Here is a 16000-nt window from a genome sequence, read left to right as displayed (position 1 = left end):
CTGAACGACTCAATACAAACAACTTTACGCGATAGATAGAATAAGTGAACGAACGAGGCCGTGATGATCAGCAAAAGCAGACGTGAGCGCAACATTCCGCCGGTGAACAGAAACGTCTCCGAACTTATCGTCGCCGACTATTACGCGAGGCCAAAAACATCTACGCTTGGCGGCGTGAACAAAAGCAGGAACGACTGGCTGACACAGCTCGGTCGGCACTGCCGCGAGGTTCGTGTTATCGATTCATTAGGCGGGTTCACGGCGAATACGACCGCCATTCCAAATGCCACACACCTCGTGATCCCGCATTTTGGCCGGGGACGGGCGTCACTCCTCCCACGCCCGCTCGCATTCGCTAAAGCGATAGCCTCCTGTGATCTTCTTTACATGCACGAAGGTTGGACAGCCAGCGGGCTCGCTGCTGCTCTAATCGCAAAATTCCAGGGAGTCCCATACATAGTCAAGCCGCACGGCGTTTATGAGCGCGAAATCGTAAAAACTTTGAAACCGTTTCCTGGGCGTAATATTATTGAACGGTTCGTGCTGCATTCCGCGCTCGCAGTACACGTTTTTTTCGAGACCGAAATCGAGCAAGTGCACGCCATTGCCCCACGGGCTAAAACAATAGTTGCAGTGACCGGGTTCAACCCGACGCAAGTAATTCGAACTACGAAGCCCCAAAATTCGTACGTTTCCTGGCTTGGCCGTTATGATGTACACCATAAAGGAATTGACATATTGTTTGAGGCTCTCTCGCGACTCGGGGTCGACGACAGCGTTCATTTAATCATGGTTGGACAAGATTATAATGGCGGTAGGCGCGCCACTGAGGACTTGGCCGACAAATACAATATTCGGCATCTCGTCGATATTCGCGGACCACTGCCCCAAGATGAAGCCCTCCAATTCGTCGCCAATTCAATCGGCTTCGTGCACACCCCCAGATGGGAGTCGCTGGGAAGAACAGTTGTGGATAGCCTGCTGCTCGGAGTTCAGACCGCTGTCGCCACTACTGCACACGTCGGGCGACTGATGCAAAGCGAAGGAGTGGGGAAAACCTTCGCACTCGATCCCGATTCGATCGCACAAAGCTTGCGAGAAATAGCCGAACACCCGAGCGGCGACGCCACTGCTCAAGCCTGGGCACGTGATTACTTTTCCTGGCAGAGTTCGATGCCAAGATGGGCCGTTCAACTCGATACGCTGCTCGCACGGTGACCGCTCATCAAGTCCAAAGACCAACTTGCGCCGAAAACTAAGTGGGATGAGCACAGCATGCCGATTGCCAGAGTGTCCAGGCGCTGCCATCCCGACAGCGCCGGCGCCAAATACTCTGCAAGATTAGAGCAAGTTAAGGGGGCGTTATGAAGGACATGGGTAGCGAGCAGTCGGCTGTGCGTTCACAGGCCGAGGTCGGCTCAGTGCAGTTCGAAGTTTCCTCGCTTCAGAACGCCGTTGACGAGGTTTTGAGGTTGGCAAAGCAGCACTCGCCGACACCGGTGCGGCTTGCTAATGCCTACTGTGTGGCACTCGCACAGCGAGATGACGCATACATGCACCTGTTGAACGGACCCGGCTATACGTACCCCGACGGAACACCTGTCGTCTGGTTTATGCGGCGCAGCAATCGAAACGACCCACGCCCCGAACGCGTCAGAGGTCCCTCGCTTTTCGAGGAATGCCTGTCGAGAGGCCGCGATAGCGGTGTCCGACACTTCTTCGTCGGAACAACCGATTCGACATTGTCTGCACTCGTCGACAATGTATCCGAACGATTTCCCGGCACTGCCATCGCAGGAACTTACGCACCGAAGTTCGCACCGGTTGATGAATCGATGTTATCTGACGTGGCAACACAAGTTGCGCTAGCGAGCCCGGATGTCGTCTGGGTGGCGCTTGGCACCCCAAAGCAAGATTTTCTTGCGGCGGCCCTCGCTGTCCGCAGCGAACGGACTTGCGTCGGAGTCGGCGCAGCTTTCGACTTCTTAGCCGGCACCAGCGTCGAAGCCCCGCGGTGGGTACAAAATTCGTCGTTCGAATGGCTTTTCAGACTTATGGTAGAGCCCAAGCGACTTTGGCGACGCTATTTCTTCGGAAACCTCGCCTTCCTTAGTGCTGCGATACGTCAGACAAAGGTGGGCCGGTGAAGATCGCCGTAATACACAGCTACTACTCCTCGTCTCAGCCGAGTGGCGAAAATAATGCCGTAGACGACCAAATCGCTAGACTTCGCGACACCGGACACGACGTGAAGCTTATCTACCGACAATCACCGGAGTCAGACGCGTCGCCATTTTATAAGATCAAGTCGGCTATCAGTGCCGCCGGCATCTACGGTGCGGACCCAAGACGGGAACTTGAAAAGTTTCAGCCAGACGTAGTCCACGTGCACAACCTTTTTCCGAACTGGGGCCACCAGTGGCTCGGAGAATGGGCGGATAGAACCGTCGCGACCGCGCACAACTTTAGATCTGTGTGCGCTGCCGCCACCCTTTGGCGCGATGGTCAGCCATGTGCGGCGTGCCCCGAACAGGGTAGTCATAACGCTATCAAGCACGCCTGCTATCGCGATTCGCGGGTTGCGAGCATTCCACTCGCGATAGCAACTAGGGGGGCAGGTAAGCATGCCTCAACGATGACGAAGCCGGCGGCGATAATAACCCTGAATCCAGCTGCTCGCCGAAAGTTCCAACAACTTTTTCCAAAGGCCAACGTTTGGTGTGTACCGAATTTTATCGAACACTCGCAGCCTATGGGTACGAAACGACACGGATTTGTGTACGCTGGTCGACTGACCAAAGAAAAAGGAATAGAGGGCCTCCTCGAAAATTGGCCAACAGATTTTCACCTCTCGATTTATGGCAACGGCCCCCTCGAACCCATCGTGGTTCAAGCCGCCCAACGAGCCCCGAACATTCGATACTTCGGAACCAGACCGAGACCCGAGGTGCTCGAAGCCCTCACACAGGCCAGCGGACTTGTTCTGCCGAGCCTCTGGCCCGAGGGCGTGCCCACCGTCGCAATCGAATCACTTTCCGTCGGCACTCCGGTCATTTGCTCGCGCAATGTTGCATCTGTCGACTTCCTGACAAACGTTGACTCCGGCGCATCGATCGATCCAGACAATGCGGATCAGTTACAGGACGCGCTCGCAGGCGAATCCGTTGTCGGTTCATCGGCTACCCAGGCTGCGAGAGCGCTCTATGAACAAAATTTCACGCCGCAAGTCTGGTCATCCCGCATCGAAGAAATCTACAATCGGGTCCGAGCAGGTACATCCTGACCACCACAAGTCCGCAGGTTAGGCCAGCGTCGCTCAACCTTCGCCGCGTTCACTCGACGTCGGTCGGATCGCAGCATTGCAACCACTGCGCTGGAACCGATTCGCAGCGGGGACTGAGGCGGTGAAAGGTCCGTTATCAGCTCGACCCTGACGGCCACTGGACAGCATTGGTCATTCAATTGGCCGAAATTTTGGCATGTAGCCCAAAAATTTGCTGGCCAGGTATACGCTGAACAGCTGAGAAGTTCAAGTTCAACACGCTAAATTACGAATCAGACAAAGCCGTCTGCCAAAAAATTTCACGCAAAATTTACATGCGCGGACACACGAACGGAGTCAAGCATGGCGAGGGTTTGTGTGGTCACTGCTGCGCACAATGCCCAGTCTACGATTGGAGCAGCGATCGAGTCGATACTGTTGCAAACATTTGAAGACTGGGAGATGATCATCGTTGACGATGCTTCGTCGGATGACACTGTTTCCGTAGTGTCCGCCTATTCGACTTCCGACCCGCGAGTGAGGCTCTTGCGGTCTCAAAGAAACTTCGGCGCAGCCGCGGCTCGTAACTTAGCTATCCAATCTACGTCAGCCGAGTACATTGCAGTGATGGATGCTGACGATTGGTCGTTTCCCAATAGGCTAGAAATTCAAGCCAGCTTTCTCGATAACAATTTGACTGTCGTCGCAATTTCAAGCCAACTGAGCGAATTTGGACATTGGGGCGGCCCGATAGTGTCACGTTGGCCAACCGACCCGAAAGTCATCAAAACGCGCCAAATTAGGCTACGTATGCCTATACCGCACCCGTCATGCATGTTCAGGCGATCCAGAATATTGCAGGTTGGGGGATATGACGTTGCATGTAGACGAGCAGAGGATTTCGCTCTTCTGCTGCGACTTAGAGACGACAACGTCGCCTGTGACGGGAACGTTTTGGTTGCTTACCGCACCGCCCGACCAATAAGCGTCAAGTACGCCATAAAGGGGGGGCGGAATGGCAAGTTGGCGGTAGATAGAAACATATCACAACTTGACGTTTACGCCCCGACATCGTTCCCGCGATCCTTTTGGACTGATTTTCGGTCCTTTGTCGGGTGGCTCAAAAGGTTCGCATCTGAGAGAAAGAGGGTCGCCTGCCGTGATTACAGCCGAATCCGTAGGTCTGACCCGACCTCGCGTCGAGAAGTTGGCTGACGCAAGCTAACGATAAGCGCATCCCCGCGCGACAGACACACTCTGCTACTGGGTTCAGTCCCGCCCGTCTGTAACCTGCGCGTGCAAGAGAACGTACGCGTGCGAACGGTTCGTCATGCTGCGAACCAGACTTACGAGTACATGCTGGCGTGGGTTGCGATGCTGTAACGAGCCACGATGGCTGTAGGGGACTAAGATTGCCTCAGAGAGCGCGAGAAATAGGCGCTGCTGTTCCGAAACACGATTAAGTGACGCGAATACTTAGTGAGGATGCAATGGCTGACGCGTACAAACAAACAACAACAGACTCAAAGGTGCAAGAGCTCGCACAGAGTGCAGACAACATGCATCTCCATCGAATTCGCGTGTCCGTAGTTTCCATTTCATTTAATGACCCTGAAGGACTCCAACACACTATCAAAAGTGTAAATTCACAGATAGGAATGTTCGACCTTGAGCACATTGTGGTCGACGGGGGATCACCAGGTATTTCGTCCACACTAGAGGGTTACTCGTCCACGGAGGAGCGGCGGTTCATCGCTATCAGCGAGCCAGATGAGGGACGGTATGATGCGATGAACAAGGGTATTGATCGGTCCTCGGGTGATTTAGTGTGGTTCATGCATTCAGGGGACGCCTTTGCGCGACGAGATTCGATTCAGACCGTGTTGGACACGCTTGATAGCGAAAGTGGCCTCGACAGCGTGCGCGACACGTGGGGGTACGGATTCGCCAGACTCTACGACTCCCAGAAGAAGTTCAAGGGGGTCTTCGGCCACGCTCCCTTCAATTTGAAGCGTTTCTCGTTAGGTGGAAAGTCGATACCACATCAAGCAGCGTTCTTCGGCACTGACCTTCTCAAACGTATTGGGCGCTACGATTTACAACATGGATTGGCCGCTGACCAGCTTTACATGATGAAGTGCGCGATCGATACCGATCCGGTAGTTGTCGATGATTTCCTTTGCGACTTTGACATCACGGGCGCCGGAACGGCGCGGCCGGCGTGGCATCACTTCAAAGATATGCGAGACGCACGTCGCGTCGCAGGACTCGTTTTGGCGAATCGAACCGTGGACGATATCGCAACGCTCGCTTTGACCGGGGTGATGATGGCAAAAGAGATCGCTGTGAAATCTGCTAACTTTTCTGGGACCAGAAAATGAGCGCCCGCGAGCTTAAACCATCTCTTCGGGGTGACGGAGTTTGGATTCGGTGACGGCGAGTTTTTCGTTACCTGTGGGTGGTCATGCTGTACAACATATTCACGTAGTAGAGATCTTGAACAATCAGGGCCGGGCCCCCGGATGTGTCAAGAATCGACCTTTCCTCGCCGGACAAACCCTAGGCGAGGACATAAGCGATCGGGAGCTCGATGAACGTTGAACCGAAAACCCACTCTACGAAGGAAGAGTGCTGGCCGACACGATCGTCGTTGCCCGAGTTCATAAGATCAGACTTACGTGCCAATCGCCGTAATCCAAAAATGCAAATCGTACTGACTCTTTTGCGGGTCACCCAATTTGCGATGGGTTGTCGCGACAAGCCGCGTAAACTCTCGTATCCTTTGATCGTCGCATACCGAATGCTGACCGAAGTCTTGTTATCTCTCGAGATCCGTCCGAAGACCATCATCGGCCCCGGCTTCGCCATACATCACGGATTCGCTGTCGTCCTCAATGATGGTTGCGTTCTAGGAAAGAACGTCACTGTGCGCCAATCGACCACAATTGGACACAACGCACCGGGGGGCGGGTGCCCTGTGTTGGAGGACGGGGTGGAGCTCGGAGCCAACGTGGTTGTCATCGGCGACGTCACCATAGGTAGAAACTCAATAATCGGCGCGGGCAGTGTTGTGACAAGGTCGGTGCCCGCTGGGCACGTCGCCAAGGGCAATCCAGCGAGGGTGACGCCGAAGTAAGCGCCGTTAATCCAGAAGAATCCGAATATCCGTCGATAAGGACACAGGCTGAAGATGTCACGCGTAAAGATCAGCGACACATCCCTATTGGGCCAGCTTGCCAGGGTCGGAACGTTTAGACTTCTTAGCCTGGCGGCCGGAGCCCTGTCGGGTACGGTCGCTGCTTGGATCCTGGTCGATCGATTCGGTGCCAGCGGGTTCGCAATTTTCACGCTTCTCAGCTCGTTACTGATCATGCTGCCTTTTGCGGACCTCGGGCTAGGTGTTGCGTTGCTGAATGCAGCTTCTGACGCCGCCTCTGGTCGGTTGCATCTGGATCAGTTTCGTCGTTACTATTTAGGCGTGCGGAGCTGTCTCTTCAAGATTTCCGCTGTCCTCGTCGTCTTGAATATCACTGTGTGGGCCACAGTCGGATGGCCAGCTCTTCTGGGCATAAGCGACAAGTCTGTCCAAGCGAACTTCGCTTGTTTTCTCATCTTTTTTTCGATAGCAGTCTGCTTGCCGGCGGGGACGGGTGCACGCCTTTTGCAAGGAGACGGCCGCATGGACGCCGTGACGCGAATCGCTATCTTGAATCCTGTAATTCAGATGACTGCGATAGTGCCTATCGCGCTGGTTGCGAACTCGGCCGCGCAAGTAGCCGTGCTCCCAGCTGTTGCATTCGTACTGGTTGCCCTCGCGACCGACCGTGCTGGGCGCCGTGGATTTGGACAGTTGCCTATTCCGCTTCCGTTCTTGGCGTTTCGAGCTCCCGCTGGGTTCGAGATAAGAACGCTTGTAGGACAGTCCGTTTCTTTCCTCACGATCTCGATTGGACTCGTGGTTGCCTTCCAGTTTCAACGAATTATACTCGCGCATTCCAGCACTGACACCGAGCTTGCTCAGTACTCGCTTGTGGCTCAATACCTTGTTCCAGTCTTGTCTGTGGTAGGCGTCATCGCACAAGCGCTGTGGCCGGTCTACCGATCACGGATGGGCGAAATAGACATCCGTACGCTGAAGAAACATGTAGCGGTGTTCATCGGATTGGGCGTCGTCGGCAGCGTGACGCTCTGCCTCGGCGTCTTCATTGTGTCAATGTACTTACTCTCAGGTGAGGTGCCGGTCTCGCCGTTGCTCATGGTGGCAGCTTCTGTTTATGTAATTGCGTTCGCCGCGCATCAGCCCAGCGCAATGGTTTTAAGTCACAAGGATGGCTTGCGGGGCCAGGCCGTGCTTGTCACACTGATGGCACTGGTTTCGCTGACAGCCACGCTTCTTACCGCGAAGTCCTACGGAGCGATGGGTGCGTACTTCTCCATCGGTCTGGCAGTCGCAATCGTCCAGCTCGGCCCTACCTACATCTTCGCGCGACGTTATATCCGATTAAGTCAGCGCAATGCAGCCATTTTTGGGAAAAGTGTGTTGGGTTAACAGTCTGATCCACCAGCAAGTTCGAGCCCATGGCGACTGGGCGGCACCTATTCGAGCACGCCGGCCGCCAATAGTGTGAGCTCCGTATTCGCTGGGCGTCGCAATCTGGCGCCTTACTGGATTTGACAATAACGAAAGCGCGTTGCCGCACCATGTTGACTCGAGAAATAACGTTAAGAACGACCCCGTCGCACCAAAGCGCCCGAAGCTACCCCGGGTTTCTATCTTCCGCGTATAACTCCGGCTTGCCGCCCCCTGGTTCGCAACTGCAAACCAGGGGGCGGCGCATTTCGGCGCAAAATTGGGCATTACCGATCGGACACAACAATATCTGGAACATCACTTATATTGCTGATCGAATGCCTGTCTCGATGATTCCGGGTGTAAATTACTTTACTCCTCTCACTAATGCATGCGAGCAGTGGATGCTTTGCCATCCCGGCACCTCACGACACTCGATCAAGCGACTGGGTCCACGTAAACCTGGGACACCTTATTTACTCGTGGATTCGACGCCTTTGGGATATTTGCAACAAGAGAATTTTGTTCAACATGCCGCCCGGAAGACCTCGAGATGGCGCGCGCTCGGCGATTGCAAATATTACTTCGATTGACTCTCCATATTTTCCACTCCGGAGGCCCCCTCCATCCAGCCGCATTGCGTCCCTTGCATCCCCTTAACGGTTCGAAGGGCCGTTCCTTGGCAGTTGACCCGAAACCTGAACAGCGGTTCCGTCCCCGGCGGCATCGGTCACGCCGGGAGCCAGAACGCCTTGGCTACCACCGAGCCGTGCAATCAACTTGCCATCACGAGCTCAGTGCCAGAACTGCGTCGACGGCTGTCTGCGAATACCCGCTTCGGGTGTGGCGCACGCGCGTGACTTCGGTACCGAAAATCGCTGCTGCCCGGCCGGTCGACCGGTCAGCAGTACATTCTTCGAGTCGCGCCTGACGGACCCGCCCCGTGTCGGATCCGGTTGAAAACTGAGCATGTAATCCGGTCGAAAAGTGAGCACTCATCTCGACGATTGAGGAGTGATCACTGTGGAGGACTGGGCGTTGATTCGTCGGTTGCATGGCTCGGAGGGGATCTCGCAGGCGGAGATTGCCCGCCGGTTGGGGCTCTCGCGCAACACGGTGGCGAAGGCGGTGAAGTCGTCGGGTCCGCCGCAGTACGAGCGGGCGCGGCCGACTGAGTCGGCGTGGTCGCGGGTGGAACCGTCGGTGCGGACGTTGTTGGCGGCGTATCCGTCGATGCCGACGACGGTGATCGCCGAACGCATCGGGTGGCGTGGTGGCCGGTCGTGGCTGTCGGAGAACGTCGCGCGCGTGCGGCCGGAGTACGCGCCGGCCGATCCGGCGGACCGGTTGGTGCATCTGCCGGGTGAGCAGGTGCAGTGCGATCTGATGTTCCCCGGCCATCTCGTCCCCGATCATGCCGGTGTGCTGCGCAGCTTTCCGGTGTTGGTGATGGTCGCGACGTACTCGCGGTTCATCGCCGCGGTGATGCTGCCGTCGCGGATCACCGGTGACCTGCTCGCCGGAATGTGGCAGCTGATCTCCGCCCCCTTCGGTGCGGTGCCGCGAACATTGTTGTGGGACAACGAAGCCGGGATCGGGAGAGGAGGGCGATTGGTATCGGGTGTGCCCGGTTTCTGCGGCACCCTCGCCACGAAGTTGGTGCAGGCCCCGCCGTACGATCCGGAAACGAAAGGTGTCGTCGAACGCGCCAACGGATACCTGCGGTCCTCGTTCCTGCCGGGTCGCACGTTTTCCTCACCTGCTGACTTCAACGATCAACTGGCGCAGTGGTTGTCGACCGCCAACGCGCGCACTCACCGGGTGACCCGGCACCGTCCGGCCGACGTCCTGGCCGAGGATCGGGCGGCGATGGGACCACTGCCGCCGATCGGTCCGACCGTCGGCACGAGCGTCGCAACGAGGCTGGGCCGCGACTACTATGTCGCGTTCGGCGGGTCGTCGTATTCGGCGCACCCGGACGCGATCGGGAGATTGATCACCGTCACCGCAGACCTGCACCGGATCGGGGTGCTGTGCGAGAACACGGTGGTGGCCGATCACCCCAGGCTCTGGGGAACTGGCGGTCTACTCACCGACCCCGCCACCTGGCGGCAGCGAAAGTGCAACGAGCGCAGTACAACACGATCCGCCGCGACGGTGGCGGGTCGGTACCGGTCGAGGTGGAAGTCGCCGACCTCGGTGCCTACGACACCGCGTTCGGGACCGGGGAGGTCGCCTGATGGCCGCCCGGCAGTCCGCCGCGCCGGCGCCGTCGGAGGCGGACAAGATCATCGCCCATCACGCGCGGGCATTGAAGGCGCCGCGGATCAGCTCCGAGTTCCACCGCCTCGCCGAACAAGGCCGCGACGCCGGCTGGTCCCTCGAGGACTACCTCGCGGCGGTTCTCGCCGCGGAATCGAATGCTCGCGCCGAATCCGGAGCCCGGCTGCGCATCAAGGGCGCCGGATTCCCGGCCATCAAAACGGTCACCGACTTCGACTTCACCTCCCAACCCGGCGTCGACCGCGCACAGATCGCCCGACTCGAAGGCGGTGGGTGGCTCTCCGAAGCTCGCAACGTGGTGCTCCTCGGCCCACCCGGCACCGGCAAAACGCACCTCGCGACGGCGCTCGGTATCGCCGCCGCCCACACCGGTCACCGCGTGGCCTTCGCATCGGCGACAGGGTGGATCACCCGACTCGCGCACGCACATAGGTTGGGTCGCTTGGATTCCGAACTCAAGAAGATCTCCCGCATCGGGCTGATCGTGATCGACGAGGTCGGGTACATCCCGTTCGACACCGACGCGGCGAACCTGTTCTTTCAGCTGGTATCGAGCCGCTACGAGATGTCCTCCCTCGTGCTGACCTCGAACCTGCCGTTCGCCCGATGGGGCGACGTCTTCGGCGAAGCCACCATCGCCTCGGCGATGATCGACCGCATCGTGCACCACGCCGACGTCATCGCCCTCAAAGGCACCAGCTACCGCATCAAACACACCGCGATCGAGTCACTACCTTCCGTCACCGCCGACCGTGAGGCACACTCGACCACCTAGAACCTGCTCACTTTTCGACCGGAACAATTGCTCACTTTTGGACCGGAGCCGACACCCCGCGTCGAAACGGCCCAGGACCGACACACTTAGGTACCGGGCCGTTCGGCATAAGACTGTCGCCACAACGCTACAAGCCGCCGATGCCCGACCTCGGGGCTCGTCGACAGCCCGCGGTGCCATGCGATTTCCGACAACTCGCCGATCTGTATGCGTGAAGGCCCGTTCTCGGAGAATATACTTTTTCCGGGGAGCGAACGTGCGCCGAGAACGCCCGTTGTGCGTTTCTCAAGCGGATCAAAGCGCATCCACCCGATTCCATGCACACCGTTCCAAAGTGTCCAGAGACCTCGCTTGTTCACCATTCGCGGATCGAGTCGCTGACACCCGTTGAGTGAGATACGGTGGGGCACGCAATCCGCTGAACAGGAGCTATGTCGAATAAGATGCCCTCGCCCAAACGCGTGATGAATGGGACAACGATCGGAATATCGGCAAAAACGCAGCCTCAATACCGTTCTGCGACTGCGTTCCCGCAACGATATTAATTCGAGCCCCATCGGACCGGACGGCAAAGGACTGCAGTTGAAAGGAATGGACGGAGACCCGGTGGTGCCGTCGTCGTTAGTCATGACCGCCTCGACGGGCCACACCGACACGGCGGCATCTGCTCCGGTGCGCCGACCCCCGGGAGATACATGAGCAGCCTTGCATCCCAGGCTGCCACCGTGCTCTCCGGCCGGTCGGTCATCCGCTTGGCGCAGTTCTCGACGCTGATCATCCTCGTTCGGACACTCAGTCCCTCCGAGTTCGGTTGGTTCGGGATTCTGACGTCCGCGTTCGCGCTGGTCGGGATGCTGGGCAGCTTGGGCCTGCGGCAGTCATTCGCCTACGAGATCGCTCACGGCACACTAACCCCGCATCAGGCCGTGGGAACCACACTCGCGATTCTGCCGCTCCTCGTCGTTCCGTCTGCGCTCGTCGTGTCGCTGCTCTACGCAGATCGCATCCCCGGTTTCGGCCTCAACGCCGGCGTGGCCATCGTGTGTCTCGGGGTCGCATCGGCAATCTCGATCACGTTGACCCAGGGAGTGTTCCTCGGTACCGGCCAGATCCGATCGTTCACCGTCAGCGAGGCGCTGCCTCACCTCATCGTGTGCGTGGTCGTCCTGTTTCTGTTCGTCAACGATCTCGTCACGCTGACCGCGGCACTGTGGATACAAGCGGGGGTGGGGCTGGCCACGCTGCCGATCGGCTACCTCATGGCGCTCGGGCGGAGCGGCCGAATCCGCGCCAACGTCGCTCGCCTCGTTCCGATGGTTCGGTTCGGGCTGGTCTTCGCCTTCAATCTGTTCGCGATCATGCTCTGCTACCGCATCTCCATGTTCGTCATCGGCCACTTCGTCGGTCCTGACGCGGCGGGCCAGTACTTCGCTGCATTGCGCATCAACGAGATCTTTCTGGAAGTGGCATCTGCGTTGGGGATGGTCTTGTTCTCGAGCTCGGCGAGGAACTCCACGAACGTGTCCGCGGTCGTTGCGCAGACCGCGCGCATCTCGGCCGGCCTGTTCTGGTTCTTCGCCGTGATAGCGGCTGTGGTGGCCCTCCTGGCGCCGCTCCTCGTGCCTCTGCTGATGGGGAATCAGTACGGGGACGCGGTTGTGCTGCTGCAAGTACTCGCCATCAGTCTGCCGGCGACTGCGGTGTGCAAGACGATCTATCCCAGCCTCGCCGGACTGGGCAAGGCCTCCTTCGGCACCCCACTCGTGGTCATCAGCCTGATCGTGAACACCGCGATGGCGATAGCCCTGGTTCCCACCATGGGCGCGATCGGCGGGTGCATCGGACTCATCGGGGGTCAGTACGTACTGATGGTTCTGTACGTCGCGCGCTGTCGCCGGACGTACGGGGTGCGCATCACGCAGTTCTTCGTACCGGACTTCACCACGGCCTGGCGCTTCGTGCGCCGCACGAACACGGCCACCGAGCAGCATACGAACGAGACGGGTGGCAACTGAATGCCTCGCAACACCGCACTGGCCACCGACAACGTCGGAGTTCCGGACCGTTCCCAGCAGCACTTCGCTCCGGACGGCACCATGCTCACCATCCGCACGGTCATTTACCACCTCTACGTGGCCTGCGTTCTCGGCGCCAACGCGGTGATTCTGATTCCGCAGGGAGGTGGCGGCGGTTCATTGTTCCAGCTGAGCTGGATCGCACTGCTCGGCGTGTCCGTACTGGCGCTGCTCACCATCCAACATCACAACGTCCCGAACCTGCTGTTCGCGCTGTCGTTCTGCACCTTTGTCATGGTGTCCGCGATCTGGTCGGTGAACCCGACGTCGACGCTGACCTACGGCTCACTGCTGTGCGGGAACATTGCCGTCGCATACATGATCAGCTGCGACTACGGTTTCGCCCGCGCACTTCGCCTGCTTTCTCGCGTCATTCTGACGTTGACAGTCCTGGGCCTGGTTGCGTACGCCGCACGTCTGTCGTTCGCCTTCTACTTCGACCACCAATCACGCGCGAACCTTTTGGGGCTGCAGCCTCTTCGCGGATTCTTCCCGCACAAGATCACCGGCGGTCTGTATGCCGTTCTCGGACTGATCTTGACGGCCCGCCTGCACAGCGGGGTTCCCCGTCTCGCGGCGATTGCCGTCTCCACGGTGTTCATCGTCCTTACCGGTTCTGCCACGGCGCTCGTCCTCGGTGCGGTAGCCGTGTTCGTTCTCATCGGCGTCCACACAGCCGTCCGCAGTTCGATGCGGCCCAGCGTGTTCTTCACACTCGCCTCCGTGGTCATCTCTGCGACCGGCTTCACAGTCGCGGCAAATCGCACAGCCGTTCTGGACTCGCTGGGCCGGGACGACACCCTGACCGGACGGACGTATTTGTGGGAGTACGGCTTACGAACGTGGAGTGAGCGGCCGATCCTGGGCTGGGGTTTCAACGGCTACTTCGAATCCGGGCTGTCGGACTACATCAGGAACATCGGGGTGTTCGCCAACTACGACGTTCCGCACTTTCACCAGGCCTACATCCAGACGATGGTGGACCTGGGGCTGATCGGGCTCGTCGTACTGGTCGTCATGATCGCGTTCTGTCTGTACGCGAGCTACGACTGCGCTCTCTCTCGCGGCGCCGACATCGGAATCGCCGCCTTCGCTCTGACCGCGGTTATCGCGGTGGCGGGCTTCGTCGTGTACGTGACGATCGACTACAACCACTTCGCCACGTTCTCGCTCTTTCTGCAGTTCTTCTGCCTGCGGAAGCTGCGGGGAGCGTCGGCGTCGACTGGACGATGACGATCGGCCAGGCCCCGACTGGGGCCTGGCCGATGGATCCACCGTGGTGGAGCGTCTCGACACCCGTCACGAACGCGAGTGATGTACCCCGAGTTCGGTGGGGAACGCCGAGATCAACGACGCGCATTCCCACGTCGGTATCGCCTCGCCACCCATCCGTACCGCGTCTTTCGCGTCCCCGGCCGGCTCGAAGCTTCCCCGCCCCGTCCCCCGGTAGTAGTCCTCGTATTCGAACAAGGACGAAGTCTTCGGCGTGATCAACCGCGCGGGGATCCCGTATGCGTCCGCCAGTACCAGACCCTGCAGTGAACTCGTCACCACCAGCTCACTGCCCAGAATTCGCCGCCGAATGTCCGCAAACGGCCAGTGCGGCAACGCTGCGTGCACGTTGTGGCGGTACGCCTTCGCGTCGTGGACATCGGGGATCACCGTGTAATCCCAACGCTTGCAGCGTTCTCGCCACGTCGCAGGCCACAGCTCGGCCACCAACAGCGCCGGATCTCCGAATACCTCCGGCACCTCCGCACCTCGCTCGCGCAACCACGCTGCGGTCATCGGACCGCGGACGGCCCGAACGTCCACGCCGGAGTAGTCGGCGTCGGGCCCGGTCGGTCTGCCGGTCACACCCGAACCCCACACCACGTCCCCGGACCGCGCCATCTCGACAACCGATCCCCCACCCAGCAGCCGCCGGGTGGGTCCTGTCGTGACGTCGAGACCGCGCATACGCGCGATCTCGTCCACGATCATCGGACTCAGCAGGTCTCCGAATGTGCTCCTGCGCCTCAGAAGCTGCGCAAGCAGCGCGCCTACACGACACCTTTTCCGTGGTGGAGTTCCGCACACCAACTCCACGCCAGTCATCGCGTTGCCGATTCACTCGCCGCGTTGGTGGCGGGCGATGCAACCTGACGGAGTCGATCCGGGGTCTCTCGGATACCCGACAGTCCCACCACCAGGGCGGCCGGGCTGGGCGCGTTGTGCCGCAGCATCTTCAGCGAGGCCATCACCCCACGCAGATCGCGGTTCGCCGTCGCGGTGCGCAGCAACTGGGTCGCGACGAAGTCGCCGCGGGCCTTGGAGTCCAACTCCCCCGCGTGGCGGTCCCACCACTTCTCGCTCGCCTGCCGGTTGCGCGTCACGGAGATCGACGACGCCGACCCCTTCTGTACGTGCACCAACGGCGCCCCGCAGAACGCGAACTCGGCCTCCGGATCGGCCATCAGCCGAATCACGAAGTCCCAGTCCTGGTGCTTGGGCAACGCGTCGTCCCAGCGCACCCGCTGCGCGAGCGTCGTCGCCGCGAGGATGGTGCTCGACTGCAGGTAGCCGTACCCGTGCCGTAATCGCGGCCGGCGCACCAGGTACGACGCCACGGACTCCCGCTCGGGGTCGAACGGCACCTCTGGCAACACCCGGTGCCGATCACCGTCGACGAAATCGACGGCCGTGAAGCACAACGTCGCCCCCGTGCAGGTCACCATCTCCAGTTGTTGCTCGAGTTTGTCGGCGTCCCACCAATCGTCGTCGTCCAGGAACGCGACGTACTCCGTGTCGGTGAGGTCGAGGCCGATGTTCCGAGCCGCCGCCCCACCGACGCGTCCTGTGGTGACCACGAGGACGGCGTCGCCGCTTTCCAGGTCACTGCCGAGCATGTCGCGCACGATGTCCTCACGGTCCGGGTCGTCGAGGACCAGGATCACCGCCGCGTCCACCGTCTGGTTGCGCACGCTGCGATAGGCGCGGAACAGTTCCGGCCTCCCGATGGTGGGGATGACCACGCTGACGCGAGTACTCATGTG

12 protein-coding genes and 1 pseudogene are annotated in these 16000 nt (G+C 59.4%); 11 read left to right on the top strand and 2 right to left on the bottom strand.

Annotation, left to right across the window (positions count from 1 at the left end; translation table 11 throughout):
* Window positions 1-63 precede the first annotated feature (63 nt).
* The 11 genes and pseudogenes from ACY466_RS03310 to ACY466_RS03260 all read left to right on the top strand — a co-directional run bounded on the left by ACY466_RS03310 (window position 64) and on the right by ACY466_RS03260 (window position 14198).
* Window positions 64-1218, top strand: a complete 1155-nt coding sequence (locus ACY466_RS03310) for a glycosyltransferase (protein ID WP_463249829.1) — start codon at window positions 64-66, stop codon at window positions 1216-1218.
* A 146-nt stretch (window positions 1219-1364) separates the two neighbouring features.
* Complete coding sequence (locus tag ACY466_RS03305; RefSeq protein ID WP_463249827.1) at window positions 1365-2147, top strand: WecB/TagA/CpsF family glycosyltransferase; 783 nt, start codon at window positions 1365-1367, stop codon at window positions 2145-2147.
* Window positions 2144-3283, top strand: coding sequence for a glycosyltransferase family 4 protein (locus tag ACY466_RS03300; protein ID WP_463249825.1), 1140 nt, complete (start codon window positions 2144-2146; stop codon window positions 3281-3283). Before ACY466_RS03305 ends, ACY466_RS03300 begins: the two co-directional genes overlap by 4 nt.
* A 342-nt stretch (window positions 3284-3625) precedes the next feature.
* Entirely contained in the window at window positions 3626-4477 is an 852-nt protein-coding gene (locus ACY466_RS03295; RefSeq protein ID WP_463249824.1) for a glycosyltransferase family 2 protein, read from the top strand.
* A gap of 275 nt (window positions 4478-4752) precedes the next feature.
* The gene (locus tag ACY466_RS03290; RefSeq protein ID WP_463249822.1) at window positions 4753-5643 is read left to right on the top strand and encodes a glycosyltransferase; all 891 of its coding nucleotides are present in this window, start codon (window positions 4753-4755) and stop codon (window positions 5641-5643) included.
* Window positions 5644-5852: 209 nt separating this feature from the next.
* Window positions 5853-6398, top strand: coding sequence for a serine acetyltransferase (locus ACY466_RS03285; RefSeq protein WP_463249821.1), 546 nt, complete (start codon window positions 5853-5855; stop codon window positions 6396-6398).
* Window positions 6399-6452: 54 nt separating this feature from the next.
* Window positions 6453-7811 carry a polysaccharide biosynthesis protein gene (locus tag ACY466_RS03280; protein ID WP_463249819.1) on the top strand — a complete coding sequence of 453 codons (1359 nt, stop codon included), beginning with the start codon at window positions 6453-6455 and terminating at the stop codon, window positions 7809-7811.
* 1044 nt (window positions 7812-8855) lie between these two features.
* A pseudogene (gene istA / locus ACY466_RS03275) lies at window positions 8856-10072 on the top strand (IS21 family transposase).
* A complete protein-coding gene (gene istB / locus ACY466_RS03270; RefSeq protein WP_463249817.1) occupies window positions 10072-10890 on the top strand; it encodes an IS21-like element helper ATPase IstB in 819 nt (272 codons plus the stop codon). The pseudogene istA and the gene istB overlap by 1 nt, the downstream one beginning before the upstream one ends.
* A gap of 695 nt (window positions 10891-11585) precedes the next feature.
* A complete protein-coding gene (locus ACY466_RS03265) occupies window positions 11586-12905 on the top strand; it encodes a lipopolysaccharide biosynthesis protein (protein ID WP_463249816.1) in 1320 nt (439 codons plus the stop codon).
* Window positions 12906-14198, top strand: coding sequence for an O-antigen ligase family protein (locus tag ACY466_RS03260; RefSeq protein ID WP_463249814.1), 1293 nt, complete (start codon window positions 12906-12908; stop codon window positions 14196-14198).
* Between the two features lie 66 nt (window positions 14199-14264).
* Here the strand turns inward: ACY466_RS03260 and ACY466_RS03255 are convergent, their stop codons facing one another.
* Together ACY466_RS03255 and ACY466_RS03250 are read right to left on the bottom strand one after the other, a co-directional pair.
* Window positions 14265-14948 carry a polysaccharide pyruvyl transferase family protein gene (locus ACY466_RS03255; RefSeq protein ID WP_463249812.1) on the bottom strand — a complete coding sequence of 228 codons (684 nt, stop codon included), beginning with the start codon at window positions 14946-14948 and terminating at the stop codon, window positions 14265-14267.
* A 110-nt stretch (window positions 14949-15058) separates the two neighbouring features.
* A complete protein-coding gene (locus tag ACY466_RS03250; RefSeq protein WP_463249810.1) occupies window positions 15059-15997 on the bottom strand; it encodes a glycosyltransferase in 939 nt (312 codons plus the stop codon).
* Between the last annotated feature and the right edge of the window lie 3 nt (window positions 15998-16000).

Source organism: Rhodococcus sp. K11/5 (assembly GCF_055193735.1).
The sequence above is the reverse complement of the archived record's forward strand: the minus strand, read 5'-3'. Positions and strand labels throughout refer to the sequence as shown.

Excerpts from the sequence above, each read along its gene's own strand:
- ACY466_RS03310 (WP_463249829.1), top strand. The coding sequence starts at position 64 with ATGATCAGCAAAAGCAGACGTGAGCGCAACATTCCGCCGGTGAACAGA.
- ACY466_RS03305 (WP_463249827.1), top strand. The coding sequence starts at position 1,365 with ATGAAGGACATGGGTAGCGAGCAGTCGGCTGTGCGTTCACAGGCCGAG.
- ACY466_RS03295 (WP_463249824.1), top strand. The coding sequence starts at position 3,626 with ATGGCGAGGGTTTGTGTGGTCACTGCTGCGCACAATGCCCAGTCTACG.
- ACY466_RS03290 (WP_463249822.1), top strand. The coding sequence starts at position 4,753 with ATGGCTGACGCGTACAAACAAACAACAACAGACTCAAAGGTGCAAGAG.
- ACY466_RS03285 (WP_463249821.1), top strand. The coding sequence starts at position 5,853 with ATGAACGTTGAACCGAAAACCCACTCTACGAAGGAAGAGTGCTGGCCG.
- ACY466_RS03280 (WP_463249819.1), top strand. The coding sequence starts at position 6,453 with ATGTCACGCGTAAAGATCAGCGACACATCCCTATTGGGCCAGCTTGCC.
- istB (WP_463249817.1), top strand. The coding sequence starts at position 10,072 with ATGGCCGCCCGGCAGTCCGCCGCGCCGGCGCCGTCGGAGGCGGACAAG.
- ACY466_RS03265 (WP_463249816.1), top strand. The coding sequence starts at position 11,586 with ATGAGCAGCCTTGCATCCCAGGCTGCCACCGTGCTCTCCGGCCGGTCG.
- ACY466_RS03260 (WP_463249814.1), top strand. The coding sequence starts at position 12,906 with ATGCCTCGCAACACCGCACTGGCCACCGACAACGTCGGAGTTCCGGAC.
- ACY466_RS03255 (WP_463249812.1), bottom strand. The coding sequence starts at position 14,948 with ATGATCGTGGACGAGATCGCGCGTATGCGCGGTCTCGACGTCACGACA.
- ACY466_RS03250 (WP_463249810.1), bottom strand. The coding sequence starts at position 15,997 with ATGAGTACTCGCGTCAGCGTGGTCATCCCCACCATCGGGAGGCCGGAA.